This is a genomic window from Caloramator proteoclasticus DSM 10124 (assembly GCF_900129265.1).
In the GTDB taxonomy this organism is placed as follows: Bacteria; Bacillota; Clostridia; order Clostridiales; family Caloramatoraceae; genus Thermobrachium; species Thermobrachium proteoclasticum.
The window spans coordinates 1-26,554 of the sequence record NZ_FQVG01000039.1; the positions used below are offsets into that span (position 1 = coordinate 1).

Consider the following 26,554-nt stretch of genomic DNA (forward strand, 5'->3'; position numbering starts at 1 on the left):
CTAAGATTTCTTATAAATATTTTTCAGTTTAATTTTTGGTTGGTGAATAATTCAGGTTTAAAATTCCTATGATACTTAATATATTATGGTTTATAACTCAATATATTTTACATTTTTTATTTTTTCTCTTCTCTTTCCTTTCCCTACAATCCAAACCTCCACAGTTGCTCCTGTCTGTTCCAATGCTTCAAGTACCGATTTAATTTTGCTTTCCTTTGTTCTGTTATAAATATCTACCTCTAATATTATTATTTTTCCAGAATTTAAGACAAAAATACAATCTACATAATTATTTTTTATTTTATATTCTCTTTGCATAAACTTAATTTCATCTTTAAGCTGTATCATAATATCAGTAATGCAAAGAGAATGAAAAGAAGGCATTTTCTTTGTATAGTAAACTTTCTTACCCAATATCGGATGAATCTTAACTTTTAAAAATTTATTATCAACAAGAATTTTTAACCTGTTTGCACTCATATCATAGGAAGGGAAGAATAATTTTTGTATCTGTTCTATTGTTGCTCCGCCACATTCATTGATGAAATTAATTATTTTAGTATCTCTATCTGTTAATTTCATTGAGCAAATTCAATATATCATCTACATTGCTTGGTTTTGGCGGAGCATACTTTTTAACTTTTTCTTTTTCAATTATCTTATCTTTAATATGCTGCATAATTAAATCGTGATAAATAGTATAACTATATCCCTTTTGTTCTCCTAATGTCCTGCATATCAATTCTCTTTCCTGTAGATTTGTTGCATCTCCATTTCCTAAAATAACAATTGAAGCAGGTTCATCTGCTATTTTTAGACTTACTCTTGTGCATAACTGTGCTTTAATATCACTTGGGATACTATCATTGGTAGGCTTTTGTAGAGCTGTAATTAAAAAGATTCCTGAGGACCTTCCTACATTGACAATTGTTTTGATATGTTTTAAACATTGTGCTTTGATTTGCTTTTCTTCTTTTGTATCGCCTTTTGAAATATTTAAAAATGAAAATTCTTCTATAACAACATAAATGTATTTTAATTTATTTTTATTAGCTTTGTTATAATCTTCAATATTGTAAAATCCTTTTATGTTGTCTATGAGCTGTTCTCGTCTTCTGCATTCTTTGTCAATCTCTTTTAACGATTCTAAAACTTCCTCTAAAGTCTTTGAATTTACTTTTACTTGTTTACAGTTATTGAATACACCTAAATCGTTTTTCCTTATCTGGAGCAAGTATATTTCTACATCATCACAATGCATTATAAGGTTGGTCAGAATAAGCAGCAATATTCTACTTTTACCTGTTCCGGTATCTCCTCCAATTAGCATATGTGGGAATTTGTTCATATCAACAATAATAGGTCCTGTTAATCCATCTGCAATAAGAAGCTTATTTGGAGGTAGTTTAATTGGTGTATATTCTTTAAATTTAAACTCTTTTATACAATACATTTTTACAATGTTTTTTTCACTTTCAATTTGTATGCTTTTGTAATGCAATCCCTCTTTAAAAATATCTAAATCTTTTTTTAATTTTTCTACTGTATAACTATAAGGAAGCTCCACAGTTATTATATGGCCATATTCTGTTCTTTCTATTGACCAAATTTTCAATGTCTTTTCAAGTCTATTCGTAAATTCAGCTTTTGAATGAGTTATTTGTTTCCATTTGTTTCTTATAACTACTTTATCCCAATTTTTATATAAATAAAATGCTACTCCTGTTAAAACTAACTCTGTTATCATTTTTTCTTCTCCTCCGGTAAAATTGCTGATAAAAATATATAAACAGATAACACAGTTATTAATTGTATATATGGGTCTTCTATAAGTCTTTTGATAAAATTTAAAATCATAATATCAAGTTTAAACATAATTACACCCCCATTAAAAATCCAATGAATTAAATGTATTTATTTTTACTTTAGACTGTTTCTGCTCATCTTTTTGTTTTTTCATATCCTGCAATATTAATTCCTTTAAATATATTGAAGGACTTAGCTTAGTCATCAAATAATCGTAAATATGCTTTTCATTCTCTTTAAAACTAACACTAATTTTCATAGCCATATAGATTCACCCACTTTCTTAAATCCTATTGCATTTGCAAAGAAAGGATTATCAACTATTTCTGCATTAGGCAGTCTTTTAAGAAATGCCTTTGCTAAAAGTACAGCTCCACCACCAGTAAGCTTTATATCATGTGTTTTTATGCTGTAATTTATTTGTAGTTCGCTAATTATCTTTTCTACATATTCCCTAAAAACTTCTAATGCAAATGATATGTCTTTTTCTTCTCCATATATCTTTAATCCATTTCTAAGAATTCTATCAACATCATTAATTTTTAGGTCTAATGAATGTTTATCATTTATTACCTTTATAAAATCACTGTATAAATTCATAGTACCTGCTGGTAAGCTAAAAGGATTCTTTACCTTCATATTTTCTATTTCTGCAATATCTGTCGTCCTCCCCCCTATGTCAATAATAATACCATCAAATGAACTTTCTATTGCTCCAAGACCTTCTGGATATACCTCTACATCTTCAATTATTATCTTTTTGTCTATTCCATTTAAAGAATAGAAAAAATACTCCTTCTGATGTCTTTGTCGCATAATTGCCTAAATCTACTCCGATTATCATTCTGAAATCTCCCCCATTTTCTTTTCTTTGGTATATATTTATTCTAATTTATTTTGAATTATTCCAATTAATTTTGATTTTTAGTCAAAAAAATAAAGGATATATGTTAATCCTCTAAATACCATATATCCTCTACTTTCTTGTTTAGCTTTTTTGCTATTTTTAGAGCAATTTCTAAATTTGGCCTACTTATGTTTCTTTCCCAATTAGATAATGATTTTATATCTATTTCAATGAACTCTGCAAACACCTTCTGGTTCATCATATATTCACGCATTCGTATTTCCTTGAGACGATTTTTTACCATAACACCACATCTTTCTATTTTGCTTTTATTGATATTATCTTTTTTCCCCTATTTTAAATCTATATCCACAATTCAAACAAGTTAATTCGATTTTTCTACTTCCTATACCACCAGCTAACAAACCATATGGACCAATTAACAAAGCACCTGTCGCAGCTTTTCCTACTCCAAAACCTTTCTTTTGAGCTGTGAGATGTGTTGAATGGCACCTTGGACAATATGGCACTCCTTCTTTTTGGTATTCATTTATTTTTTCTTGTTCTAACTTTTTTTGAATCATAATTTTTTCTTTTTGCTTTCGTGCTAATCTTTCTTTTTCTTCAATAACCATTGCAAAATCACCACTCATGGCTATTCTTATTAAATCATAAAACCATCCAAACCCAAGCAACCCTGCAGTAAATAAATACAAAATTCCTCTTTTGTATTTATTTATCGCAAAATAATGTCCACCTAAGAAGCCAGTAAAAAGACAAATTAAAAATAATTTCTTTTTATCCATACAAACACCCCCTTTATATGTATATTCTATACATTTTATTTCCTTCCTTCTCAAAAAATAAAAAAAAGCCCCAGCCTAATCGCTGGGGGTGTTTCTATTTATCAAATACCATTATAGTTGCATCTATCCCTAATTTATTTAGCTTTTTTACCTGCTTTTCTGCGTTTTCTCTGCTACTAAATGAACCTGCCATGACTCTGTAAAGCACTTGACTACTTGTTGTAGATTGTTCTTGCATCTGTTCTTTATACTCTATTCCTAATTGATTTAATATGGCCTTCGCTATTGCCTTAGCTATATCATTGAATTTTGTATCAAATAGATTATTGTCCTCTGTATTGTCTATAAATCCAACTTCAATTAAGATAGCTTGTGCTTTTGTTTCTCTTAGTACATGATAATTAGCCGATTTTACCTTTCTGTCAACAAATCCTAAGGCCACTAAATTAGCTTGTACCTTGTCAGCGAGTGCTTTAGCTCTTACATTAGTTAGAGAATATACAAAGGTTTCAACTCCCTTTGCTTTTTCCGGTACACTTGCATTTCTGTGAAAAGATATAAAGTAGTCATAATTATTCTTTCTCTCAAAATTACTTCTTTCTTGTAGCGATACAGTGTTATCGCCTGTCCTTGTTTCATCAACTACAATACCATTTTGTCTTAGTATTTCAGCAACCTTTTTTCCAAGTTTTAAATTGTCATCTTTTTCGTTTCTACCTTTGTAAACTGCTCCTGCGTCTTGTCCACCATGTCCATAGTCCAAACAAACCCTTGCCATTAGTTTTCGCCCTCCTTATTAATTTGTTCCAATGCCTCAGTTAACTTTTTAGGTACAGGTAACCCTATTTTCGCAGAATTTTCAATTATACTTATACCCTCATTTGACATATAAAAGAAAATAACGGCTGTCCTTATGGCATTGCCGTTATTTAACACATTTTTATCAATTATATTCCCTATACCTACCATAATTAGAATTAAGATTTTCTTAAACAAACCCCTAAACCCAATAGCACTTGATAGTCTACCTTCAAGTATAGCGACCATAACCCCTGTAACATAATCAATAACCATAAAAATTAATAAAGCATACATAAACCCATCAAATCCTCCTAAAAAATACCCAAGATACCCACCTATAGTAGCAAAGATTAATTGTAAATGATTGTTTTTCATGTATCGCACCTCCTATTCTAAAGATTATGATAATGGTATTCCTATAAAATACAGTGAGTCCGAACGCGGATTTCTATAAATAGGGAATAATATTTCATTATTAATAACAGTACCTAATTCAAAGGCTCCAAAATAAACATTGTAATTACTTTCTACTAACTGTCCTTGATAAGTGATTAAAGGTTTATATTTTATTCCTTTATTTATACCTAAATTTGATGAATTGCAAATATAATTTATTGCACTAATTGAACTTGTACCTGTATTTGTTATTATTGAAGACACCGTGTTTGTTGCAGTAGGATACCCTCCACTTGCAATCATGTAGTTATCGGTCATAACAAAATCTTTTATAATAAATAAATAAAAATTACTTCCCCAATAAATACAAAAGGCTTTATCATTAACAAAATAATTTATTATAGTTGTAGTATTTAAATCTACTGGATAAGAACCCGACCATGTCATTATTGTGCTTATAGTTGTTTTTGTTTTAAGATTTGAGGTATATATATATCCATTACTACTATTAGCTTTAAAAGCAAAACCAAAATCCGTAAGATTTTTTATAGTATAATGTGCAGTTGTGGCATTCGTATCAACTTCACATTGACCTATCCAGTCAAGTAATAATCCTGCGTTCTTCATTCTACTAAAAATTTGTACTTCATCAAGATAACCTCCCGAATTATATTGTGGATATACTGCAATAGGTGTAGTTTGTTGAATATACGGCATAATGTCACCTCACTTTGTTTTTATTTTGGTATAAATATTATTTCTTCTATTATACTTTTTTCAATTAGTCCTCCAAGTAACTCATAACTCTTTTTTTCTTGTCCTCCACCTTCCCCCTCCACCTTCACAACAGGCTTTACCCGTTGCCCTGCTCTTATATATAAGCAACAACCTTCTTTATCAATGCTTAAAGTAACATTTTCGGTTTCAACTTTAGCAACTAATTTCAATGTGTATTCACCACTATTTATATTAGTTAGAAGATATTTTATAGTTATATAATCTTCATCATTTGTATAGTTCACTTTAAATTCTTTTAATAAAGTATCATCTAAATAGAGTTTTAAACTTAACTTACAATTTATAACCTCATTAAACCTATTATTTAGACTGACAATAGAGGTTTTTAATGTGTTATCGTTTTCAATCAATTTAGATATACTATTTTGAGTTTGTTGATTAAATGTGTTTACCTTACTTTTCACATCTATCAAATCATTATTCACACTTGTGATATTTTGTTGTAAAGTTGTAGTCTGTGTTAATAACTCATTAATCTGTTGTTGTGTAGTTTCATCTGTGTTTATTGTAGTAACTTGTGGTAGTGTATTTAATGTAACATCAGAATTAAAATTTAAATTACTTACTGAATTAGTTTGTAATGTAATATCAAATTCGCTCAAATCTTTCTGAACCGTACCTTGAATATAAGCTGTTATATCAATAGCTGAGGTGTCTGCACTTTGTAATGAAATTAAAGGCATTTCTAATAAAGTAACCTCACTTGTATCATATACCTCAATAGGATTTTCATTTTTCACCATCGTAAAACCTTTTATCTGCTCAACAACCTTTTCAGCTCTTTTTATAATACTTCCTGTATTTTGAACCTTTTCATTAGTTTTAAATTTAGACTCCACTTGCATTGATAGTCCACCAGAATATCGCAATATAATCCTCATTATATATGTGTCTATTTCCTCATTTGTTTTGTAGTCCACAATTTTTATTTTATCTCCAACCTGTAAATAAGGATAAGCTTTTACTATTGCACTGATTGGAGTATATTTTATTAATGATATGGAACTATAAATGTTATTTAAAATTGTTTCAAATTGATTATTAATAAAATATTCCCTTCCGGTTGCATTAAAAGTCTTTTCTTCTGTTCCCTCTCCTTTTGTGTATTCCACACTATCTTTTGTAAATATTAACTTTGAGAACTCTGCACATTCATTTTTATATTGAATATTGATATAGTCACTTCCTGTAAAACTTTTTATACTGTCAGTATTATATGCAGGTAGTTTAATAAGTCTCAAAACACCTTGATTATCTATAATAAAGTTTCCTGCGTTCATTGTTGCTATTTCGGATAAAGCTTCTCTGATAGTTCCATCTATGTGATAATTAATAGGATATGAATTAACATTTGATATATCTGCTTCTATACCTAATAATGTTTTTATTTCATTTAATATTTCTATTGTCGTCGTCGGTAATGTTTTTTGTGATATATATTTCTTGTCTGAATAAAATAAAGCATCATAACAAGTATAAACAAATCTGTTTTGTGTTTTTCTTTTTTCCTCAATATAAAAAATACCTAATTGAAGCCATTCGCTCGTTTGTTCACTATCTTTTATCCTCAAATAGGGAATTACTTTTGCTTTTAATGGTATATCCTCAACTTCTAAAACTTCTACAACAAGTTTCGAAGCAATACAATTGCCTATTGTATATGTTTCTCCTGCTATAATGCTATTTTCTATCTCTAAATCAAATATTTTGCTATCATCTATTTCAATTTCATCATTTACGATTAATTTCATCTCAAATTCTCGATTGTTGCTATCACACAAATCCTTAAATAATTGCGATATGTTATACATCTTATCACCTACTTTTCAATAAGGCTCAATTTTATGTCCGACCAATATATTTCATTTCCTTTTTCTATTGCTATTCCAGCAGGTCTGTTCGAGCAATAGAAAGTTTTGGTCTCGTATTTCCCAGTCATAGGGTCTGGATAATAAACTGTAAAAAACACATCTTTAACTAAATTGAGGATTGCTGATACTTCATTCCACTTCAGCAATCCCCATTCAAGCTCTATTTTTCGTTTTGTTGTTATCTTATCTCTTATAAGAGTTCCATCTGCTGTTCTTTTTGTTGTTTCCTCATTATCTATATCCATAGACGTTACCAATAACGTTTTAGGCATCACTGGTACTTGTGTCCCATTTATTTTTAGTTGCATATAATCACCTTCTTATATAGTAATAAGCGTCATTCCTGTTTGTCTTTGAACGTTATTTATCGCCTTAATTACTGCTCTTCCAAGCTCATTTTCATTTAGCTTTAGAACAACTGTTGTATCATGTGTATTCCCTTTTGCATTTCCTATTGCACTTCTTACAGCTTCACCTACTGCTTGACCTATGGCTTGAACAAAGCCTGTATTTTGAAGTGGAACAACTGCTTCAGGACCTGCTTCACCTATCATTGCCACAGTTGGACTATCAATTATACCTCCTCGTGCAAGTTTAGGAATGGTTGGTATCGTTACTCCTATTTGTTTTCCTCCTATACCCGGAATTATAGAAGGTACTTTAAAGCTTAGAAGTTGATTTAAGCCTTTTATTACAAAATTTATTGCGTCTATTATTAGGTTTAAAGGAACTTTTATTATTCCATAAAGTGCGTCAAATATACCTTTAAATATTGCCTTAACTCCTTCCCAAGCTTTTCTCCAATTTCCTGTAAATACTCCAACTATGAAATCAATTAGACCTCCTAAAACTCTAAATATACCTTTGACAACGTCTGCTATACCAGCTAAAAATGTTCCTGCAACTGCAATTAATGTTCCAAATACTGTCCTAAAAACAGGTGCAAAGTTTTGTAATAACCAATTAATTATAGGTGCAAAGAACTTATTCCATAGTTCCAAAGCACCATTAACAAGCTTCATTATAAACTGTAAAACAACTTGAACTGTATCCTTTAAATGCTTATCCCAAAGCCATTTTAATGTTTCTAAAGCTGTTTTAATGATAGGGTGTATATATCCATTCCAAAGTGTAAGAATTAAATTTTGTATTGATGTCATAAATCCTTTTAAATTATTAATTAACGTCTGTCCATATGACTCCCATATACCTTTTATTATATTCCAAGTATCACTTACTACTGTTTTCAAAAAATTGCTTATAGAGTTCCATATTTCAATTACTGAATTTCTAAAGCCTTCATTCGTCTGCCATAAATAAATTATATTTCCTACTAACAAAGCAATTAATGCTGCTACTGCAAGAACTGGTGCTGATATTGAACTTATTGCTGTTGTTATGGCTGTGCAAGCCGCTTGAAAAGCTGCTGTTATTGTTCCCCAGTTAGACATCACCCAAAAACTTGCAAAACCTGCTGCTAAACCTGATAAAACTGATATTATAGCGACTTTATTTTCTTCAAAAAATGCTTTAAATTCTTCTATCTTCGCCTTTATATTATCAACAGTTTTCTTTATATTCTCACTAACCTCCACCATACTATTAGATAGAGGTTGAACATTCATATCCATTGCAGGTATTTCTGTACCTGCTGTTCCTTCACCTGCTCCACCACTTCCTGTTTCTGATGTACCTTTCCCTAATGTATTCAATTCATCAAATCCAGCAAGCTGTCCCTTTGCCTTTTTAGCTGCTTTACCGACCTTGTCATACCCCTTTGCTACTCCACCAAGTGCCTTTGACTGTGCTTGAGTATTTACCACTTGTTGCTTTTGTTCTGATGGCTTTCCAAAAAGTGCTTGAGAAAATTGAGCTATTATACTAAATACTTGAGTTATTTTTTGTATAAAGGCAGTTAGTGCAGGTAAAACCGCTTGATATATTGGTAGAAATGCCTGTCCTAAAGCAAGTTGAAGATTTTTAAGTTCTGCTATAAACCTTGCATGAGCTGTTGCTGTATTATTCATCAAATCTGTGCCATATTTTTTAGTTGTCTGCTCTAAAATAGCCATTAGTCTTATTTGTTGTTGTGTTTGAAAATCTAACTGTTGCCACGACTTGCCATTTGCAAACTTTTTGAATGCTTCAGTTGATTGAAGCATTGCAACATTGACATTTACTCCAAGATCCTCAATTGCTTCTGTGTTACCTAAAAGACCGCTGCGGATTCTCTCCATAACATCTTCCATTGAGCGACCTGTCGCACTTGCAATTACTGAACTTGCCTTTAATAAATCTTGTGTATATTGCATTGTTTCTCCAGTTGATTTTGCAAAACCGCTTATTAGGTTCCCATATACTGCACCATATTTAATAAGTTCTCCTTTTGACATAGCAAGTGCTGATGCTTGAGAATTAGCCCATTTTGTAAATTCTCCTGCATTTGCTCCCATAATACGTCCTATTTGTTGAAAACTTGCTTCAAAACTCATTGCTTCTTTTGTTGCATCTTTGATTGCTTTTCCTATTCCAATAGTTGCAAGAACCATTCCTATTTTCTTCATTACACTACTTACACCATTTTGGAATGATTGCAGTTGTTGCTGTGTTTTTTGTAATTCCTTTTTAACTCCGCTAAAGTCTGCACCACCACGAATAAGTATATTTTTAGTTGCCATCCTCTCTCACCACCTCTCCGCCAAAGATGGCATTTAGGTTCTTTACTCGTGTTAACATTTCCTCATCTGTCATTTCCTTTCTAACCTTTAATTGCAATATTTCATCAAGTGGCTTAGGTTTTCTCTTTGAGAACCATTGAGCTGTCCAAAGAGCTGTCATATATGCTATGGCTATTTTTTCTTTTGTTTCTTCTTCCTTTATTTCATTTTTAACCTTAACAATAAGGCTTATTTCGTAAGGTGTTAGCTCCCAAAACTGACTAAAAGTTATTCCTGCTAAAGTGGCAGCTTGAAGATACTCATAAATATTAAATTCAGTATCCTCATTGCTGCCTTCAATTACTTTTTTTCAACAGTTCCACCAAATGCTAAGTTCATAGCTTCCGATACTTTTTCCATTACAGCTTGAACAGTTGAAAAATTATCAACTATTTCCATAACCTTGTCCGGTGTTAATTCCTTATCTTCGTGGACAAGCCCAGCCCAAATAAAAGTTGCTATTTCCTCCATAGTCATATCATCCATATCTATTTTTGATATACTTTTTCCAAACTTTTTTTCTATAAGTGATATTGCCTTCATTCCATATCTAAGATTTCTCATTTTATCAAGTTGAACTGGTACAAACATCTTATCTCTCCTTTCTTCGACAAAAAATGATAAAAGCGGGATAATATCGTTCCCGCTTTAAATCATTTTAGAGCCATTTTTCTAAGGCAGGTAATACCTTAGTACCTCCTAAATTAAATTAGGACACAACTAAAGTCGGCTTTCCACTTACTTTTATTGTGGCTTCAAACGAAACTGGGTCCTCAAGAGAAGCACCAGTCTTGAAACCTGTTACAACACCTTTGAAGGTCCACTTTGCACCAAGTGCAGTTGGAAATACAATTTCAAAATCTGTTTCCGCTCCGCTTTCAAATGCGTCATATAGTTCCTTTTGTCCATTGCCTGTTTCTGGATCAAAAAAACCACTCAAAGATACTTCTCCCGCATCCTTGAAACCACCTATAAATTTTCTGTATCCACCTTCTGAATCAAGTGTTGTGGTATCGATTGTGTCTGCCGATAGTTCAAGTCCCCCTATTTCTGTTAGTCCTGCAACTGTCTTTGCTTCTGCTCCAGTTCCTATTTTTAGAACTGTTCCTAATGCTCTTACTGCCATACTATACACCTCCTAATATTTTACTTCAATTTTAAAATTAGTTCTAAAACACTCTGTTTCATATTCATATTCATCACCCAAATTAACAATTTCAATAGCTTGTATATAAGGACCATTATCACCTATATTCCTTGCAAACATATCAAATACAACATCCATTATTTTTTTAGAAATATTTTGAGCTTCCGCATAAGTCTTTGTAATTAATACAAGTCCATATTCTGCTTCTATTCCATTTAATCTACCATCTATAGTCATTAAGTATTTAAGCATCGTTTTCTTATATACTAAAAATGGACTTATTACTTCTTGCGGAGCATATAAAGGATATATTTTGTTTTTTATTTCATCTATAGAATTCAATTCATATCTCAAAGCTTCTTCAAAATTCACGCTCTCACCTACTTTAAGGCTTTATCAATTTCTTTTGACATCACATCTATTATTTTTCTTTCTACTTTTGCTTGATTTTCTACAACAGCATTTTTCATAAAATGAAATCCAGGAACATATCCTCCATTTCTGGTTCTAAATCCATATTCTTGTGAAGCGGGATAATATGCTCTTTTTCCTGTTTTTGATATTTTTACAAAAACATCATTGTAAGCTGTATCAAATGTTACTTGATATACTTTTTTCCCTTTTAACTTCGACTTTTCACCTTTTAATATTATCCCTTTTCTTAAGTTCCCTGACCGGTCAACCCAGCCACCTTGTTTTGCTGCTTTTAATAAGATTGTTGAACCTTGTTTTGCAGCTTTAGTTACATATTTTTGTGGTACATCTCCAAGCCTTTTTAAGCTTCTTTGTAGTTCTCTCATTCCTTGAATTTTGTAACTCATTCTATCAGCTCCTTGCACATGAGCTGTAGAGCTTCGTTTTTTTCCTGAAAGTTTATAACCGATAAAATTGTGAATATCCTATCCTTGAATTTAACTCTCATTGAAGGTTCTACACCTTTTCTATATCTGATTAGGATTTTATGCGTAACTTCGCTGTTTATCGTTTCAGCTTGGAAAAATTCACGACCTGATATTGGGTTTACAGCTGCCCATACAGTTACTACATCTACCCAGTTTTCAGTAGCTTGACCATAACTATCTTGGACCATTTCAAGTTTTTGTAGTGTAATTCTATGTCGTAAATCGTTTATTTTCATTTCTTCATCACTCTCTAATATATTCTTGAGATAAAGTCAAATGATTTTTTATCATTTCATATGATTTTTGGTACCTTTCTGCTTCGTTATTATCCGAACTTGAATTTGCTTTACAATATGTTGTTATTGCCCTAATAATAAGTGGGTCTGTATCAACTATTTTTGTTTCTAATACTCCACTTAATTTTAAATCAGCTTTTGCTGCATATATTAAGTCTAAAATTTCTTCGTCTAAATCATTTCCATCTATTCTTAATGCAATTTTAATTTTATCTAAAAGCATTTAATCACCCTCTTAAAATAAAAAGGGGAGGATAATCCTCCTCTTAATTAAGCACCTTTCTTTATTAATAATACACCGTTTGCATCTCTTAACTTACCATCTCCAATAAGTGTCGCCTTATCAATCCACTCGTCTGTGTCTTCATCAAAGTATCTTTTCATTGTCATTTGCATATTAGAATTAAACACATACTCATTTAAGTCAACAAATATAGCAAATACATCGTCAGCATTTGCAGTATCATAATTTGGTAAGTAATCTGGTTCAACAACCAATACATCATATCCACCAAATCTTCTAACAGGAGCTCCTGTTATACCATAATTTGTTCTTGCAATAGGTTGTCCATTATTATCAACCATTCCATCAATATAACCTTCAAATGTAGCTTTTGACATTATGAACAGTCCCTTACCTTCATAAGCTAATGGAATCTTAGCAAATACATTCTTCTTCCATTTATCCCATTTACCCATATCAGCTGATGCCATTGTTATTTGTTGTTCTGCTGGAATTTCTGATGTATGATTTATAATACCCTTTGGCATTCCACTTCCTGTACCACTTATTACAGCCTTTTCAATTGCTATAATCATTGCTTCTGCTATGTCAGCTGCAATTGTCTTTTCATAAACATCAAGTGATACTGTATCAGATTCTAAGCTTGTTGCAATTCTACATTGAAGTTTATAGTAACCAAATTCAATATAGGTATTAATAGTTTTCTTTTGTTTGTCAGCCAATGTATTTTCTGCTTGCCATGTTGCTACAGGCTTAACTGAAGCTGTTGGTATCTTAATTCCACCCTTGAAAGCAGTTTTTCTAATTCTTTCCCAAATTTGTCCTGAAGCCTTCATCTTTTGAACAACTTCATTCATTATAGTTGTTGGGATAACTACTCCAATGTCTGTAGTCATTGTTGTTGCATTTGCTCTTAATTCTTCTGACACAACACCTGTTTTTAAATATTCTCTAAAAGCTTTTCTGTATTCTAATGTTGAATACTTATCTTCTCTTTCTTCTGTCTTATTAATAGAATCAATTACATTACCTGTTCCATTATTTATATTTTGTGCTTCTTTTAATATTCTTTCTCTTTCTTCAATAGCTTTTAATTTTGTTCTTAATTCATTTGCTTCTTGTTCAAGTTTGTTTACGTCTGCCCCTTCCTTGATGATTTCTTCTGCAATTTCCTTCATTCTTATTAATATAGCTTCCTTATTCATTTTTAATTCCTCCTATCATACTTATAATTTCTAAATTTATTTTTTGAGCTTTCTTTCTTAGCTCTTGTTTTTCTTGTAAATCTTTTAAACTATCTTTAAAATCTTGAAAACTTCTACTACTTATTGAACTTGAATCGTAAGCTGGAAAAGTACAAGGTGAAACCTCGATAAGCTCTGCTTCAATTATGCTCCTTTTATAAACTTCTCTACCTTCATATTGAACCTTAGACCAAACATCATCTATAGGAATAAACCCAAATGATGAACCATCTACATCACCACGTTTTACTATTTCATATACATCATTTCCCCATGAATTATTAGGTAAGTCAATTTCATAATGTAACCCTGTAATGTCTGGTATGAATCTTAATGTCCCTGCTTTGACACTTCCTAATGGTTTTGATGAATCATGGTTCCATAAAGCTTTTTGGTTTTTCTTTTCAATAGATTTGTCAAATGCACCTTGAGCAAATTCTTCAAGCCATTCATCCCCCCACCTATCTCTTATTAGAGTAGGAGAATTATATTTTAGTGCATAACCTCCTATTGTTCTTCTCTCTTGATTTTGTTCTTCTCTAACCTCAATTCTTTCATTAACCAGTTGCCTTAATTCCTTCTCCTTCATTTTCCTCACCTCCTTCCTCTGTTTTTACAACGCCTGTGTCAAGACGTCTTATAGGTTTGTCTCCACCTTCAATTGGTCCCAAATTCATTACTTCTCTCCACTCATTTGGTGTCAATGCTCCTCTGTCTACCATTTGAACCAAGTTCAATTTAGTAGAAGTTGAGGCATATTGAAGGCTGTTTGCTTCAAATATAATTTTGTTCCCAAACCCTCTTTCTTTTTTACTGAATATTTTCCTTGTAAATTCTCCACTTAACTGTTTTGACAGTGGTTCGATTTCAGCTTCGTAATATGCATTCCACTCATCTTCTGTAAATTTTGATTGAATTATATTTTCATTTGTATTAAAAAAGCTATATATCCTCTGAGTGGTCTCTTTCATTTGAGCCGCATTAGGAACATAGCTTTCATACTTTATTTGTTCCACATCGTAACGTGGGTCACTTGCTGCAACTCCTTTACCTTTATCTATAGACAAGAAAGACTCAACAAACCTTTCAACTTCCATATCTCTATCTTCTGGTCTTAATACATTCTTAAATTTCAATAGCCATTTTATAATCATCGAATTTTTTATTGCTTTTACTATTCCTTGGTCTGTTGTATTAACAACTTCCATTAAATTTTTTAAAGTTGCCTGTGGAGGGTCTCCAAATAAATCGCTCTCATTAAAATCCCTTCGCAAATGTATAATGTCTATATAAGGAATTGTTGTCCTTTTACCATTCGCAAAAGTAAATCTTAAATATAAATCCCCTTCCTTACCTTCTATTGCTTCAACAGAAGTTGCAGGAAGAGGATATATTTCTTGTGCATAGCCTAACGCATCACGTTTTATATATGCAAATGCATTGTGATTGAGTGCTAATTGAATTGTTAATTTTTCTAATAGCATTTGCATTGTCATAAATGGATTAGGTTCTTCAAGCAATAACCTTAAATATGGCTCTGGATTAACTTTAAATTCTCCATTATAATCTCTAATATGCTTTGCATTAAGCTTGCCTATTGCTTGAGCTTTAGGCCTAATTGCAGCTCTAACTAAATCACTTTTATACAAGTTTCCATCCCACGCATAGAACCCATTACCATAATCGGTTATAAGTTCGTAGCGTGTTGTTGATTGTTGTGTTGTATTTTTGTTTCCAAATATCCTTTGAAATAATCCCAATCATCACACCTCCCTTCATATCATATTTTGATAGTCCTCATAATGTCTTTCTAATGTTACATACGCATTTAATAAACTTGCTGTTCCATCTATACGCCTTCTTTGATTTTGTGATTTACTTGGCTGTATATTTAAGTTCTTATCTATTTCAATTGATGTATTAGAAAGACACCATTTTAATATTGGATTATTGTTATAATTAATTCTTTTTGCTTCTAAATCTGCACCCATATTTTTCATTGGCCCTGATAATGTTTTCTTGCCTTGTATAACTGGTTCCATACTTTCTTCACCAAAATAACTTTTCATTTCTTCTACCCAATAAGTAGCTGACCAACTATCATATCCTATCCAAGGTATATATATCCCATATTGATTTTGAACCTCTAAAAACCATTCAGTTACATACTTATAATGAACCTTATTCCCTGGTACTGTTCTTAAAAGTCCCATATTTCTCCATATATCATACGGAATTTTATCTTCCAATACCCTTTGCTCCAATAAATCCTCTGGCAACCAATACATCTGCATTACATATATTGTATTATCTCCTCTAACCATAAATATAACTGTTGCACAAGTTAAGTCAGTTGTAGATGATAAATCAGCTCCACCTATACCATATTTAGGCTTTAACCTTCCTAAATCGTACGTAGCAGGATTGTTTAGTTGTTCAAATGTTAACCATGCTTCTGACGTCGTTTCTCTTATATTAAAATCTTTGCATAATAGATTTTTAACAAGTAAAGGATTTGCAATCGCCTTATTAACCTTATTTCTTAATTGGTCTATGCTTTTTATAGTTCCTAACCCTGGGTTAGCCTTTTGCCAGCATTTCTCATCAGTCCACTCTTCCCTCTTATCAAGTTCATAAATGATAGGTAATAATCTTTCGTTTTTATATCCATTTTCGTCATTATACCCATTTATAACCTTTTCAGCCTCATCATATTTAATGTCATACACACTTTCTCTTACAGTTCCTGCTGTTGTTGTTATAAATATTAACGGTTGTTCCCTTGCTGTTGTACCATCTACAATGACATCATAAAGATTTTTATCATTCCAAGCATGTATTTCGTCCAGCAAAGCTCCATGAACATTAAGTCCATCTAATGTATCTGAATCACTTCCTAATGGTTTAAATGATGAATCATTAAATTCACTCGTAAGCTCTGCCACTAATGTCTTAATTCTTTTAGAAAGTGACGGTGATTTTTTTACCATTCTCTTTGCTTCAAGCCATATTATTTTGGCTTGGTCCTTTTTTGTTGCTGCTGCATATATTTCTGCTCCTGGCTCTCCATCTGCAATCATTAAATATAATCCTATTGCAGCAGCTAATGTGGATTTCCCATTCTTTCTCGCTACTATTAATAGGACTTCTTGATATTTCCTTGTGCCATCTATTTTATGAACTATACCAAATGTAGCTGCTACTAATGCCTTTTGCCACAACTCCATAATAAAAGGCTTACCACCCATTTTACCTTTACTGTGTTTACAGTAATTTTCAATAAATTCAATAGCGTGATTAGCCTTCTTTGGGTTGTATTCCCATTCACTATTAGCATCACTTATTATTCTTGCAAGTTCCTCATATACTTTATAAACCTTGCGACTTACTACAACTTTCCCAGTTATTATTTGTTCCCAATATTCAAGTATAGGATTATATGCAAATGGATATGTTATCTTCCTACTCATTTACTATTCACGAACTCCTCAAATCCGTCATCCTCCTGTTTGATTTCTTCTTTTGGCAATAAGTCCGCTAATTGTTTCATTATAGCCATGTGATTTTTTATCATAGTATTATATATTTCAACCTCTGGGCTTTTTTTAGTTCCCCATTGGTTCTCTCCATTCTGATATTCACTTACAACCCCATTTTTTATAATTTCTTTTTGTAAATCATCTAAAGTAACAGACATAAATGCAGCATTTTCAATAAGAGAATGTACTGCTTTTTTTGTCTTAGTATCTATCTTACTGAAAATCTTGTTAAGTCTTTTTACTTCCTGATTTATCCTTTCTTCTTTTGATAAATCCTTTTTTATCGCTTTATCTCTCATTAAATTTCACCTCTCTTTTATGTCTGTTTTTTATTTTTTATACCACACCCCCTTATAGAACAACTTGTGTGTTATTCGAAGGTAGGACGCACGGTGTCGGCTACCCCATTCCTTCCGCAGTTATAGGGGGGCTTGCACCAAGTCCCCATCCTCTCCAAACATCACATCTTCTCTTGTTGTACTGTATTTGCTCATGTGCTCCTTGTTATGGCAATCTATACATAACAACTCTAAATTATCCCAGCTTAATGTTATTTCTGGATTGTTTATATTCTGTGGTGTTAGTTTTATCTTATGATGAACTATATCCCCAGGTTTGCCACAACGTTGGCATAATCCATGAACCAATTTTTTATATCCTTCTCTGCATTCTTTCCACTCTTTGCTACTGTAGAACTTCTTTGCAAACTCCCTTGCCATTATCTCACCTACTTTTATAGCATGAAAAAAGAGCCCTATTAAGAGCTCTTTATCTGTTTAATTTTTCATTAATTCTCTTCAGTTGTTCAGTTATATCTTCAAGTGCTTTTGTATTTCTTTCTATAGCACATATTAACTTCCAATTCTTTCCGTACATTTTTTTAAGTTCTGGTGTGAGATCTAAATATTTATCTTCTTCTTTCTTCCCAAACATTTTTTATTCCCCCTTTCATATTTTCCTATAATATTTATGCTAATATATAAGTTATATATTCCTTACTATCTTATCTGCCTATATGCTCCCTTGTGTCTTTTATATACATGACCATTTTGCATAAGCTCCTCTATATCACGAAAGGAGAGGTGTTCTTTCCTCTCCTTCTTCTTTGGTTTCTTCTTTCCCACCTCTCCTCAACTCCTTTCTAAAAAAATAAGCACCTTCTAAGGTGCTCGGGGGAGATTAACTTGAGTTCGTTGGGAGTTTATTTCTTATAATTAGAATACCATAAATTTATTTGTTTTTTTCCCATCTTTGTCCCACTTTTGTCCCACGTTTCATTTCAAAATATTTAGCAAAGTCCTCTATTATTTCCTCTCTTTTTCTTGATACTGTACTTTTCCCCATATTTAATTTATCTGCAATAACATATAAACTGCATCCATCACCATACTTCATTTCTATAATCTTCTTTGCTTCCTCATTCATTTGATTTATTGCATATTCTATGTCTGCTATTTCTGCCTCTATATTTATTACCTTTGCTCTTAACTTCAATTTTTCTTTTATTGTTTTCTTAAGCTCTTCCTCTAATCTTGTTATAACTCTTTCTAACTCTCTTTCTGCTTGACTTGAATTATCATTATTGCTTTGTATGTATGGTTTATCGTATGTAATACTTTGCAAATCACTTTTTAGTACTATATTTGTATTTCTTAAATCTTCACTTAACTTTTGTCTTTTTTGCTCTAATATCTCTATTTTATGTTTCATTCTACCTAATTTTTTCTTATAGTTGTAATACCTATACAACATTCCTTCTGTTTTTCTGAATATGTCATCTCTTATCATGTCATCACCTCAATTTGATATATGCCTGTCCGCATTTTTCTGGGTTTCCCTCACATTTGAAACTGCATTCATTGAACTTCTCACATTCTCTACAACAATAATCACTACATCCACTTGCTTGGTTAATGTCGATTATTGCTCTATATGCCAACCTTGCAACTTCTGGGCTCATATCACTTTACCTCCCTCACACTTCACTCTGTTTCTTATATATCGTTTGGAGTCCGCTCATTTCTGCCATTAGACCTTCCAACATGTCCCTCGCTGTTTTATATGATACCTCTGCCAAGTCCCTTTTATATTTCTGCTCTGCCACATTCCCCCTCGCTACATCAGGAATGAGAGTGGCTTGCATTTTCTCATCCTTAAGCTTTACTATTTCTTTTGCCAGTGCAAGCCTATACTCCCTTTCAGCTTCTGCATATGCCTTTGCATATTTGTAGAGTTCATTTGTCCCTTTTTCTATCCTCTTCGCTGTTTCAAATATAGCTTGTCCTATATCTTGCATATCTAAGGCCATCTTTAAGCTCCCCTTCTTCTCTTCTCTATCTCTAAATAGGCATATCTACAATTGTTAAGTCCAAACCCACTTTCAGGAACTCTATTCGCAGCAAATATATCGTGTAACTTGCATTCCGAATGGTACTTTTTACAATTCTTACAATTCACATTCATAATTTCTTCACACCAATCTTCAAACTCATCTCTATAAAGCTTTACCCATTGATTTTCTTTCTCTGCTTCCTCTCTCATTTTCTTTATTTTTTCATTTTCAAGTAGTACCACGTCAAAATCTTTTATTTTATCTAAAAGTTTTTTTACTTCTTTGTCATTTAATTCATTAGTTTTTGTTTCAAAGAATTTCATCAAATATGTATGAGCTGTTTTGAGACATTTCCTCATATCCTTTGTTATAATTCCTCTATCAAACCAAGCATTTGATATATGTTCAACTCCACCCATTAGAGCTGCAAACATCATCATATCTTTTCTTTCTTGTTCGTGCAAATAGTCTCTTTTATACTTGTTCATTTTGTAAATCCCCCTTCTCTTCATTTACTATTTTTCTTAATCTCTTTGCCATTTCTTCAAGCATCTTTTGTGTTCTTTCTTCTGATATCCTGTTTTCTCTCATTACTTCTATTAGTGCCTTGGTCATTTTTCCCCAAACATTATCGCATCTTCTTACTACTTCCTCTTCTATTGTTGCATTTACTGACCAATTTTTGTATTCTTGAAATTGTTTATCTGTTAGCTTCGACCTCACCTGTTTTTCCATCTTCCTTCTCATAGCTCTGTTCATCTTTCTTAACCCCCTTAACAACACATTCATCATTTGCCATATCCGCTAAACTTAATTCCCTATAATCTAATTCACATCTCGCTTGTCCATCTATGTAATAAAGATGTTTGCATTTCCAACACATATTATTCCTCCTTAATCAAGGATATAAATTCTTCTACTGGCATACATACAAGCCACCCTTTATTATCTTGTCGCATAAAAAGCATATCGCTATTTTTATCCTGCTCTAACCACTTGTATATTGTATTTAAACCCGCTTTTCTTCTTTTTACCTCAATCCTTTTTTCTTCTCCATTAATTTTTGCTACTACATCACAGCTATATTTTGTTGTTTTAAGTGCTCCTGAAAGAGGCACCCTTTCCGCTTCTATTCCATATTGTTTTAGTAGTTCTACTACTTCTTTTTCACCTGTATAACCTTTTCTTTTGGCTCTCTTTCCTCTCTTACTCGCTTCACTTTCCTTTTTCATTTTCTTTGCTATCTTCCTTTCCTCTCTTTGTCTTATTTGTCTTTTGCAGAGGATTCTTTTATCCTCTGGCAAATATAGGCTATAATCTTCACATATCCAACATTTGCCTTGTTCATAGCTTTTACAATTTCCCTTTACTTCACAATCTGTCATTGTGCTACCTCCAACTCAATATATATTTCTTTGGCAATTTGGACACACATCTGTCCATTCATCTTTTATCTTCTGTGTTCTCCACTTCTTTTTCTTCTTATATTCGACAACATCTTTAAAACAATCAAACTTTTTATGTGCTTCTTCAAAACAAAAATCACAAGCCAATATATATTTACCATATTGTTTGTCTATCATTTTTATCCCCCCTTATACTCTTTCCATATGTAAAACCGACTTATATCTCCATCCTCTTCTTAGCAATTTCATATTATGCTTTTCTATCTCATTTGCTATGTCTATTCCTTCCTGTTCAAGCTTGTCCAATATGCCTATACAAACTTGTATTACATCCAGTGTTTCCTCAGCTATCTTCAATTTAGTTTCTTCCTTCTCTGTAACATGTTTGATAAGTTCGCAACTAAGCTCATCTACTTCCTCATGGAGCTTGTAAAACATATCTATGTATTCATCATTCTTTTCTAAAATCAACATCTCCATCTTTGGTCCTCCTATATAAACATCTTGATGAATTCTTTGTGTTCTATACCAAGCCTAATGCAAGCTTCATCTAATGCCTTGTTTAAGGCTTTGGAATAATCTTCTCCTGTTCTTTCTGTTTCCTGCAATGCCAAGCTTGTTGCTATGCTCAGCACCTGTTTTCTTATTTCTAATATTTCCTTATTATTCATATCCCCACCACCTTAACTCCAGCCTTACTTACTTGCTGTATTATTGCTTTTATTGTTTTTGTTTGCCATTTTGTATCATTTATCGCAACATCAACTAAAATATTTTTGTGAATTTCTTTTCCCTTAAATTTTTCTATTAGCTCATCCACACTTATATATTGTTTTTTAGGCAACTTACCTTTATATACATATAGTCTTTTATGTCTTGGTCCTTCAAACTCTATATCATACCCTTGCTTCCAAGCATTAGTCAGGTATGTGTTTAAATTACTATCTTTTACTCCAAGTTTTTCTCTTATCTTTTTTCGTTCAACTGTTTTTTTCCTCAAGTATAATATCTATAAATTCTTTATACCTATCCATTTTAATCCCCCTTTTTTAAAATGGTAATTCTTCTCCTTCTACTTCAACAAAATTGTCTGGTATATTCTCTTGAGGTTTATCCTTTGGCCAATCAAGGAATTTTACTTCCTCTGCAACAACTTCTGTTACATATCTATTCGAGCCATCTTGGGCCTGATATTTTCTTGTTTGTATAGAGCCTGAAACCGCAACAAGCCTTCCTTTTGTTAGGTTATTTGCTACATTTTCAGCAAGTTTTCTCCAGCAAATAACTGGTATGAAGTCTGCTTCTCTCTTGCCTTCTTGGTTGGTATAGTTTCTATCTACTGCAAGTGTGAAATTCGCAACTGCTATTCCTGAAGATGGCGTAAATTTTAGTTCTGGGTCTTTTGTTAGTCTGCCGATAAGTATTGCCTTGTTCATTTATCTTACCCTCCTATATTAATTTGCAGTCTATTATTTCAACTTTCACAACATAATTTGGCAAATAACTTAATTCATCTTCCACAAAGAGAGCTCCCCCTTCATCATTTTTTAGTATCATTCTAAACCATTCGTTGCCGTCATCGTCTTCCCCAAGCAATCTAAAACCCACATTGTTTTCTTTAAAGTCATCCTCACATATATCCTCAAAGTCTATAAAATTTATAACTTCGTACCCTAATGCACCTCGTGTTTTCATTTCCATTATTGCTGTGCCTTTATACTCCATTGTTTGAAAAACAATTTCGATTGTGTGTAATCTCTTTTGAAAATTATCTGTGTTGTTGTAAGATTTCATAATTCTTCAATCTCCTTTCTGCATTCTTCACATATTGTCTCCCAGCCATCTGTATGTTTGATACTTTTCCAACTGTTTTCTCTCTTATATTTCAACGCCTCATCAAATGTGCTAAATTCTCTTTCTTCTCCGCAATAATCGCAAATTAATATATATTTGCCATATTGTTTATCTATCATTTCTTATTTCCTCCCTATCATATTCTTCTATAGTTTCATACTCAATGATTTCTGCCCAACCAAACATTCTTGTATATTGTAGAGCTAGCTCCTTTGCCTCCTCTAATGTTTGACACTCCTTGAAGCATTCACTTCTTTGCCAATTAGGGTGAATCACTCCGATTTTCATTTATCTCTCCTCCCTCATCTTTTCTATAATGAAATCTATTATCGCTTGTCTTAACTCGTCTTCATTTGCTTTCTGAAGCTTTGTTCTTACCTCTCCAATTGTCATATATCCACCTTTTAATATCTTTAAAACATCATTACCCATTACTTAACTCTCCCTTCCCTAATAGTTTTTTCTCCAGTTCATTTGCATCGTATTGTCTTTGCCCACTGTAATTTATATATGGGTGTTGAACTACTTTTTTTGAAGTTATTTTTGTTTCTTTTTTGGACCTATTTTCTTGTATTCCACCATTTCGTTTCCAATTCATTAATATCCCTTCAACATACTTTAGGTTGTACTTTGCATTCTTAACAGCTTGATCTATAGCTTTCATTACCCACTCTTTAGAGTACACTTCAACCATTGCATCTAAAAACTCTGCTGCTTTTTGATTGATTAATCCGAACCCTGCTTGCTCATAATATTTATAAATTTCTCCCACGTCGGTGCTATTACTACTACAACTACTATTTAGTTCTTTTTGGTTATAGTTAATTGGTTTTAGTTCGTGTACAGTAGCTGTACACCCCCTGTTCATTTGCTGTACACCCCCCTGTTCATTTGCTGTACACCCCTGTTCATTTGCTGTACACCCTATCCAGTCCAGTGGATTATCTTTAATTATATAAATATTACTTCTCCCTTCTTCTTTGCCACTTATTATCTCTAAAACCCCTATACTTGTTAGTTCTTTTAATGCATTAGATAATGTTGCTTTAGATTTAACTCCAATATCTTTCATTAAAGTTTCATAATTTGGAAAGCATTCTTTATTTCTATTAGCATATTTACAAAGAATTACATACAGTAGTTTCGCTTGTGTGCTTAAATTAACTTCTAAAATATGATTTTCAACTATTGTATAGTGCCATTCTCTTTTGACTTCGAACTTGTCCATATCCTACATTTTCACCTACCTTTGTATCAATGAATATGCCTATCTGCTCTGTCCTTGGTAAATTTTCAAACTTTTCTACCATCTTACATTGCCTCCTTTTCAACCTTGTCATAGAGTTTTAATAAAAACTCTCTTCCTAATTGAGTCCATCTTCTGTGATAAATAACTTTGCCATTGTCTAATACCTCTTGTTTAATTTCTACATATCCTCTGTTTGCATATTTGCTATATAGCACCCATGTACCATTTTGCTTAAACTGGATCTTCTTTTTTTCTAAGTCCTCATTAAGTGCTATTGCTGATTTAAAACCTAATTCCTTTGCTATTTCTGTTGCTGTATAGGTTTTATTGACGTGCATTAGAATATTGTTTATTCTTTCTGCTTCAAGCCTTCGTTGTTTTTCCTCTTTGTATTTCGTAAGAAGTTCAATCATAAAGTCTGGATCTTCAAGTGTTTTTTCTAGTACTTTATCTGTTACATAAATTCCATGTTTCCTAATATCTTTCAGAATCTCTTTAACTTTCTTTTTGAATAGCTTTGCTATAGGCTTTCTGCTCTGCATAAGAACTTCATATAAGCCATCTTCGGTTAAAAACCACATTTCTTGTTCTCCGCCAAGGGTCGGAACATTCTTCCGAACCTTTTCATCATCCTCAACTAAAGCTACTAATTTATGAACACTAGATAAATCATACTCAATCCACTCTGCCACATCTTTTGCTAAGAACAAAGGTTCCTCTGGTGTCCCGTAAATTCTAAACTTTTTCCCTAATACTTCTCTTTCATCAATTATTTTTAAATCCTTCATTTGTACCCCTCCATCCTTATTTTCTTAATTTTCTTACTGGTATCTTAATTTCCTGTCCTGGTCTTATAATTGGTGATATATCGTTGTGTTTTCTGATTTCATATATAAGCCTTCTTGGATCTCCATCTGTGTATCGTTTAGCAATCTTCCAAAGGGTATCCCCTTGTTGCACAATGTATATTTCATATTTCAAATTTTTTTCTTTTTTAGTTGCATAAGTTCTATTTATGATGGATATAATAGTAAAAGAGGAAACTATGCAAATTGCCAGAATAAAAAGTAGTTTCTTTCGTTTCATTGTTTAAATCCCCCATTTAAAAATTTAATATTCTCTGGTATAATGAGGGTGCAGGGAGTGGCGGCTCCCGCACCAAACGGTTCTATTGAAAAGCCCTTTTGCCCAGGGCTTTTTCTATTGCCCTTCAATCTTTATGTTTTGTAATTCAGTTATAAGTTGTGATGCTTCACTTGAATTTAATTTCTCTAATGCATCTACATTGTATTTAGCTAACATACTTTGTAATTGTTCATCATTTATATTCAGCTTTTTTTGCATTGATTGAATATAAGCAATTTGGCTTTTACTTGCTGGCTTCATTTCTCTTTTCATACTACTTATTTGTGTTACTGAATTTCCTTCTAAATCCATATCTTCTATGTCCTGAGTGAAAATATCACTTAAACTTGCTACAGTTAATGTTGCATCTATTTGAGCTCTTTTTTTAGCCATTTTTAAGCAAGTATTTGCTATTGTATATGGATCAACTTTTTCACTTTGATATTTTCTCTCTTTACTATTGCAATGGCCTAAACCTTCAGTTATAAGTTGGTCTTGTTTGTAGAGTTTGCATCTAACTGTAAATGCAAAGAATCCATTTTCATAGTCTTGAACTTTTTCTATAAGTTCATATTCACTTGTCAAACCTAAAAGCATAAGAATTTTTTCTGCTCCTGGCTTTAAAAGCGTAGGTTTTGAGCTCCCAGGCACAACTCCAAAGTCGTGATTTTGATGTAATGTTGACTGAATCACTTTCTGAAATTGAGTTATTTTTTGCATAGTTGCATGTACTTGATTAATGTTTAAATTATCAATAATTGCCTGATTTTGAATTGTTTGATACTCAATTACCTTATCCATAGTAAAACCTCCTTAATTAATAATCTTCGTCTTCCCATATTTCATAGCCACCACCAATACCTTGCCTTAGTGCCAAACTATCATGCCATTCAGAATCTAACATTAAAATTTCATCTAAATTGCCTTCTTTTTCGGCCTTTTCCATTCTCTTTTCAAAGTTCTTGATATATTTTTGCATTCTTTCAAATCTACTCCTCATCTGCCTCTCTCCTTAATTCTTTTGTATAATGTTCTCCTTTTCGGAGCTTTATTACATCCAAAAGCCATTTGTATATTTGTTTATCTCCATATTCTCTACACATCTTCCATAATTCTTGTGATACTCTGTCATATGTTGTTTCATACATCCCTCTTACCTCCTTTGTTTTTTTTT

Annotated in this window: 51 protein-coding genes; all 51 read right to left on the reverse strand. The window is 32.2% G+C overall.

Annotation, left to right across the window (positions count from 1 at the left end; all coding sequences use genetic code 11):
- Nucleotides 1-90: 90 nt before the first annotated feature.
- Nucleotides 91-582 carry a hypothetical protein gene (locus BUB63_RS09145; protein ID WP_073249250.1) on the reverse strand — a complete coding sequence of 164 codons (492 nt, stop codon included), beginning with the start codon at nt 580-582 and terminating at the stop codon, nt 91-93.
- Nucleotides 566-1,747: an FtsK/SpoIIIE domain-containing protein gene (locus tag BUB63_RS09150; protein ID WP_073249252.1), complete on the reverse strand. Its 1,182-nt coding sequence runs from the start codon at nt 1,745-1,747 to the stop codon at nt 566-568. The genes BUB63_RS09145 and BUB63_RS09150 overlap by 17 nt, the downstream gene beginning before the upstream one ends.
- Nucleotides 1,744-1,875 carry a hypothetical protein gene (locus BUB63_RS14015; protein ID WP_278298850.1) on the reverse strand — a complete coding sequence of 44 codons (132 nt, stop codon included), beginning with the start codon at nt 1,873-1,875 and terminating at the stop codon, nt 1,744-1,746. Before BUB63_RS14015 ends, BUB63_RS09150 begins: the two co-directional genes overlap by 4 nt.
- 13 nt (nt 1,876-1,888) lie before the next feature.
- Complete coding sequence (locus BUB63_RS09155; protein WP_073249254.1) at nt 1,889-2,071, reverse strand: hypothetical protein; 183 nt, start codon at nt 2,069-2,071, stop codon at nt 1,889-1,891.
- The gene (locus BUB63_RS09160; RefSeq protein ID WP_073249256.1) at nt 2,062-2,622 is read right to left on the reverse strand and encodes a ParM/StbA family protein; all 561 of its coding nucleotides are present in this window, start codon (nt 2,620-2,622) and stop codon (nt 2,062-2,064) included. The genes BUB63_RS09155 and BUB63_RS09160 overlap by 10 nt, the downstream gene beginning before the upstream one ends.
- 134 nt (nt 2,623-2,756) lie before the next feature.
- Nucleotides 2,757-2,957, reverse strand: a complete 201-nt coding sequence (locus BUB63_RS09165) for a helix-turn-helix transcriptional regulator (protein ID WP_073249257.1) — start codon at nt 2,955-2,957, stop codon at nt 2,757-2,759.
- Between the two features lie 34 nt (nt 2,958-2,991).
- A complete protein-coding gene (locus BUB63_RS09170) occupies nt 2,992-3,459 on the reverse strand; it encodes a TM2 domain-containing protein (protein WP_073249259.1) in 468 nt (155 codons plus the stop codon).
- A gap of 94 nt (nt 3,460-3,553) precedes the next feature.
- The gene (locus BUB63_RS09175; RefSeq protein ID WP_073249261.1) at nt 3,554-4,237 is read right to left on the reverse strand and encodes an N-acetylmuramoyl-L-alanine amidase; all 684 of its coding nucleotides are present in this window, start codon (nt 4,235-4,237) and stop codon (nt 3,554-3,556) included.
- Nucleotides 4,237-4,635, reverse strand: coding sequence for a phage holin family protein (locus tag BUB63_RS09180; protein WP_073249264.1), 399 nt, complete (start codon nt 4,633-4,635; stop codon nt 4,237-4,239). Before BUB63_RS09180 ends, BUB63_RS09175 begins: the two co-directional genes overlap by 1 nt.
- Before the next feature lie 24 nt (nt 4,636-4,659).
- Nucleotides 4,660-5,373, reverse strand: coding sequence for a hypothetical protein (locus BUB63_RS09185; protein WP_073249266.1), 714 nt, complete (start codon nt 5,371-5,373; stop codon nt 4,660-4,662).
- 20 nt (nt 5,374-5,393) lie between these two features.
- The gene (locus BUB63_RS09190; RefSeq protein WP_073249268.1) at nt 5,394-7,265 is read right to left on the reverse strand and encodes a hypothetical protein; all 1,872 of its coding nucleotides are present in this window, start codon (nt 7,263-7,265) and stop codon (nt 5,394-5,396) included.
- Between the two features lie 8 nt (nt 7,266-7,273).
- Nucleotides 7,274-7,633, reverse strand: a complete 360-nt coding sequence (locus BUB63_RS09195) for a DUF6711 family protein (protein WP_073249270.1) — start codon at nt 7,631-7,633, stop codon at nt 7,274-7,276.
- A gap of 12 nt (nt 7,634-7,645) precedes the next feature.
- Nucleotides 7,646-10,003 (reverse strand): phage tail family protein, encoded by a 2,358-nt coding sequence (locus tag BUB63_RS09200; protein WP_073249272.1) that lies wholly within the window; start codon nt 10,001-10,003, stop codon nt 7,646-7,648.
- A complete protein-coding gene (locus BUB63_RS13620; RefSeq protein ID WP_159431466.1) occupies nt 9,993-10,163 on the reverse strand; it encodes a hypothetical protein in 171 nt (56 codons plus the stop codon). Before BUB63_RS13620 ends, BUB63_RS09200 begins: the two co-directional genes overlap by 11 nt.
- A gap of 179 nt (nt 10,164-10,342) precedes the next feature.
- Nucleotides 10,343-10,633 (reverse strand): hypothetical protein, encoded by a 291-nt coding sequence (locus BUB63_RS09205; RefSeq protein ID WP_073249274.1) that lies wholly within the window; start codon nt 10,631-10,633, stop codon nt 10,343-10,345.
- Between the two features lie 118 nt (nt 10,634-10,751).
- A complete protein-coding gene (locus BUB63_RS09210) occupies nt 10,752-11,168 on the reverse strand; it encodes a phage tail tube protein (protein ID WP_073249276.1) in 417 nt (138 codons plus the stop codon).
- Nucleotides 11,169-11,180: 12 nt separating this feature from the next.
- Nucleotides 11,181-11,561: a hypothetical protein gene (locus BUB63_RS09215; RefSeq protein ID WP_073249278.1), complete on the reverse strand. Its 381-nt coding sequence runs from the start codon at nt 11,559-11,561 to the stop codon at nt 11,181-11,183.
- A gap of 8 nt (nt 11,562-11,569) precedes the next feature.
- Entirely contained in the window at nt 11,570-12,010 is a 441-nt protein-coding gene (locus BUB63_RS09220) for an HK97 gp10 family phage protein (RefSeq protein WP_200790210.1), read from the reverse strand.
- Nucleotides 12,007-12,327: a phage head closure protein gene (locus BUB63_RS09225; RefSeq protein ID WP_073249280.1), complete on the reverse strand. Its 321-nt coding sequence runs from the start codon at nt 12,325-12,327 to the stop codon at nt 12,007-12,009. Before BUB63_RS09225 ends, BUB63_RS09220 begins: the two co-directional genes overlap by 4 nt.
- Before the next feature lie 7 nt (nt 12,328-12,334).
- Entirely contained in the window at nt 12,335-12,610 is a 276-nt protein-coding gene (locus BUB63_RS09230) for a head-tail connector protein (protein WP_073249282.1), read from the reverse strand.
- 47 nt (nt 12,611-12,657) lie between these two features.
- Nucleotides 12,658-13,836 carry a phage major capsid protein gene (locus tag BUB63_RS09235; RefSeq protein WP_084106705.1) on the reverse strand — a complete coding sequence of 393 codons (1,179 nt, stop codon included), beginning with the start codon at nt 13,834-13,836 and terminating at the stop codon, nt 12,658-12,660.
- Entirely contained in the window at nt 13,829-14,464 is a 636-nt protein-coding gene (locus tag BUB63_RS09240) for an HK97 family phage prohead protease (protein WP_073249283.1), read from the reverse strand. The genes BUB63_RS09235 and BUB63_RS09240 overlap by 8 nt, the downstream gene beginning before the upstream one ends.
- On the reverse strand, nt 14,433-15,635 hold the full coding sequence (locus BUB63_RS09245) for a phage portal protein (RefSeq protein ID WP_073249284.1): 1,203 nt from the start codon (nt 15,633-15,635) through the stop codon (nt 14,433-14,435). The genes BUB63_RS09240 and BUB63_RS09245 overlap by 32 nt, the downstream gene beginning before the upstream one ends.
- 15 nt (nt 15,636-15,650) lie before the next feature.
- Nucleotides 15,651-17,345, reverse strand: coding sequence for a terminase large subunit (locus BUB63_RS09250; RefSeq protein WP_073249285.1), 1,695 nt, complete (start codon nt 17,343-17,345; stop codon nt 15,651-15,653).
- Entirely contained in the window at nt 17,342-17,713 is a 372-nt protein-coding gene (locus BUB63_RS09255; protein WP_073249287.1) for a hypothetical protein, read from the reverse strand. Before BUB63_RS09255 ends, BUB63_RS09250 begins: the two co-directional genes overlap by 4 nt.
- Before the next feature lie 120 nt (nt 17,714-17,833).
- Nucleotides 17,834-18,133 (reverse strand): HNH endonuclease, encoded by a 300-nt coding sequence (locus BUB63_RS09260; protein ID WP_073249289.1) that lies wholly within the window; start codon nt 18,131-18,133, stop codon nt 17,834-17,836.
- Nucleotides 18,134-18,182: 49 nt separating this feature from the next.
- On the reverse strand, nt 18,183-18,347 hold the full coding sequence (locus tag BUB63_RS13625) for a hypothetical protein (RefSeq protein ID WP_159431467.1): 165 nt from the start codon (nt 18,345-18,347) through the stop codon (nt 18,183-18,185).
- Nucleotides 18,348-18,412: 65 nt separating this feature from the next.
- Nucleotides 18,413-18,538, reverse strand: coding sequence for a hypothetical protein (locus tag BUB63_RS14020; protein WP_278298858.1), 126 nt, complete (start codon nt 18,536-18,538; stop codon nt 18,413-18,415).
- A gap of 106 nt (nt 18,539-18,644) precedes the next feature.
- Nucleotides 18,645-19,202: a sigma-70 RNA polymerase sigma factor region 4 domain-containing protein gene (locus BUB63_RS09265; RefSeq protein ID WP_073249291.1), complete on the reverse strand. Its 558-nt coding sequence runs from the start codon at nt 19,200-19,202 to the stop codon at nt 18,645-18,647.
- Between the two features lie 4 nt (nt 19,203-19,206).
- Nucleotides 19,207-19,374, reverse strand: coding sequence for a hypothetical protein (locus tag BUB63_RS13630; RefSeq protein WP_159431468.1), 168 nt, complete (start codon nt 19,372-19,374; stop codon nt 19,207-19,209).
- A gap of 15 nt (nt 19,375-19,389) precedes the next feature.
- A complete protein-coding gene (locus BUB63_RS09270) occupies nt 19,390-19,722 on the reverse strand; it encodes a hypothetical protein (protein WP_073249293.1) in 333 nt (110 codons plus the stop codon).
- 2 nt (nt 19,723-19,724) lie between these two features.
- On the reverse strand, nt 19,725-20,234 hold the full coding sequence (locus BUB63_RS09275; RefSeq protein ID WP_073249295.1) for a DUF5651 domain-containing protein: 510 nt from the start codon (nt 20,232-20,234) through the stop codon (nt 19,725-19,727).
- A complete protein-coding gene (locus BUB63_RS09280; protein ID WP_159431469.1) occupies nt 20,221-20,505 on the reverse strand; it encodes a hypothetical protein in 285 nt (94 codons plus the stop codon). Before BUB63_RS09280 ends, BUB63_RS09275 begins: the two co-directional genes overlap by 14 nt.
- Entirely contained in the window at nt 20,447-20,629 is a 183-nt protein-coding gene (locus tag BUB63_RS09285; RefSeq protein WP_073249299.1) for a hypothetical protein, read from the reverse strand. Before BUB63_RS09285 ends, BUB63_RS09280 begins: the two co-directional genes overlap by 59 nt.
- 1 nt (nt 20,630) lies before the next feature.
- Entirely contained in the window at nt 20,631-21,131 is a 501-nt protein-coding gene (locus BUB63_RS09290; RefSeq protein WP_200790212.1) for a putative PDDEXK endonuclease, read from the reverse strand.
- A gap of 15 nt (nt 21,132-21,146) precedes the next feature.
- Entirely contained in the window at nt 21,147-21,329 is a 183-nt protein-coding gene (locus BUB63_RS09295) for a hypothetical protein (protein WP_073249301.1), read from the reverse strand.
- A gap of 12 nt (nt 21,330-21,341) precedes the next feature.
- A complete protein-coding gene (locus BUB63_RS09300) occupies nt 21,342-21,632 on the reverse strand; it encodes a nucleoside triphosphate pyrophosphohydrolase family protein (protein ID WP_073249302.1) in 291 nt (96 codons plus the stop codon).
- Nucleotides 21,633-21,643: 11 nt separating this feature from the next.
- On the reverse strand, nt 21,644-21,823 hold the full coding sequence (locus BUB63_RS09305) for a hypothetical protein (RefSeq protein ID WP_073249304.1): 180 nt from the start codon (nt 21,821-21,823) through the stop codon (nt 21,644-21,646).
- Nucleotides 21,820-22,152 (reverse strand): hypothetical protein, encoded by a 333-nt coding sequence (locus BUB63_RS09310; RefSeq protein ID WP_073249305.1) that lies wholly within the window; start codon nt 22,150-22,152, stop codon nt 21,820-21,822. Before BUB63_RS09310 ends, BUB63_RS09305 begins: the two co-directional genes overlap by 4 nt.
- Before the next feature lie 49 nt (nt 22,153-22,201).
- Complete coding sequence (locus BUB63_RS09315; RefSeq protein ID WP_073249307.1) at nt 22,202-22,588, reverse strand: single-stranded DNA-binding protein; 387 nt, start codon at nt 22,586-22,588, stop codon at nt 22,202-22,204.
- Between the two features lie 13 nt (nt 22,589-22,601).
- Nucleotides 22,602-22,946, reverse strand: coding sequence for a DUF5406 family protein (locus BUB63_RS09320; protein ID WP_073249309.1), 345 nt, complete (start codon nt 22,944-22,946; stop codon nt 22,602-22,604).
- Complete coding sequence (locus tag BUB63_RS09325) at nt 22,943-23,125, reverse strand: hypothetical protein (RefSeq protein WP_073249311.1); 183 nt, start codon at nt 23,123-23,125, stop codon at nt 22,943-22,945. Before BUB63_RS09325 ends, BUB63_RS09320 begins: the two co-directional genes overlap by 4 nt.
- Nucleotides 23,115-23,294, reverse strand: coding sequence for a hypothetical protein (locus tag BUB63_RS09330; protein WP_073249313.1), 180 nt, complete (start codon nt 23,292-23,294; stop codon nt 23,115-23,117). The genes BUB63_RS09325 and BUB63_RS09330 overlap by 11 nt, the downstream gene beginning before the upstream one ends.
- The gene (locus BUB63_RS13635) at nt 23,295-23,438 is read right to left on the reverse strand and encodes a hypothetical protein (RefSeq protein WP_159431470.1); all 144 of its coding nucleotides are present in this window, start codon (nt 23,436-23,438) and stop codon (nt 23,295-23,297) included. It lies immediately after the preceding gene.
- Nucleotides 23,431-24,234 carry a helix-turn-helix domain-containing protein gene (locus BUB63_RS09335; RefSeq protein ID WP_073249315.1) on the reverse strand — a complete coding sequence of 268 codons (804 nt, stop codon included), beginning with the start codon at nt 24,232-24,234 and terminating at the stop codon, nt 23,431-23,433. Before BUB63_RS09335 ends, BUB63_RS13635 begins: the two co-directional genes overlap by 8 nt.
- Complete coding sequence (locus BUB63_RS14025) at nt 24,188-24,316, reverse strand: hypothetical protein (protein WP_278298866.1); 129 nt, start codon at nt 24,314-24,316, stop codon at nt 24,188-24,190. The genes BUB63_RS09335 and BUB63_RS14025 overlap by 47 nt, the downstream gene beginning before the upstream one ends.
- A 1-nt stretch (nt 24,317) precedes the next feature.
- Complete coding sequence (locus tag BUB63_RS09340) at nt 24,318-25,043, reverse strand: BRO family protein (protein WP_073249317.1); 726 nt, start codon at nt 25,041-25,043, stop codon at nt 24,318-24,320.
- Nucleotides 25,044-25,059: 16 nt separating this feature from the next.
- Nucleotides 25,060-25,341 (reverse strand): LysM peptidoglycan-binding domain-containing protein, encoded by a 282-nt coding sequence (locus BUB63_RS09345; RefSeq protein ID WP_073249319.1) that lies wholly within the window; start codon nt 25,339-25,341, stop codon nt 25,060-25,062.
- 114 nt (nt 25,342-25,455) lie between these two features.
- Nucleotides 25,456-26,181, reverse strand: a complete 726-nt coding sequence (locus BUB63_RS09350) for a hypothetical protein (RefSeq protein ID WP_073249321.1) — start codon at nt 26,179-26,181, stop codon at nt 25,456-25,458.
- Nucleotides 26,182-26,197: 16 nt separating this feature from the next.
- Nucleotides 26,198-26,380: a hypothetical protein gene (locus BUB63_RS09355; RefSeq protein ID WP_073249323.1), complete on the reverse strand. Its 183-nt coding sequence runs from the start codon at nt 26,378-26,380 to the stop codon at nt 26,198-26,200.
- A partial coding sequence (locus BUB63_RS13640; RefSeq protein ID WP_207647063.1) for a hypothetical protein occupies nt 26,370-26,554 on the reverse strand: 185 nt, incomplete at its 5' end. The genes BUB63_RS09355 and BUB63_RS13640, both read right to left, overlap by 11 nt.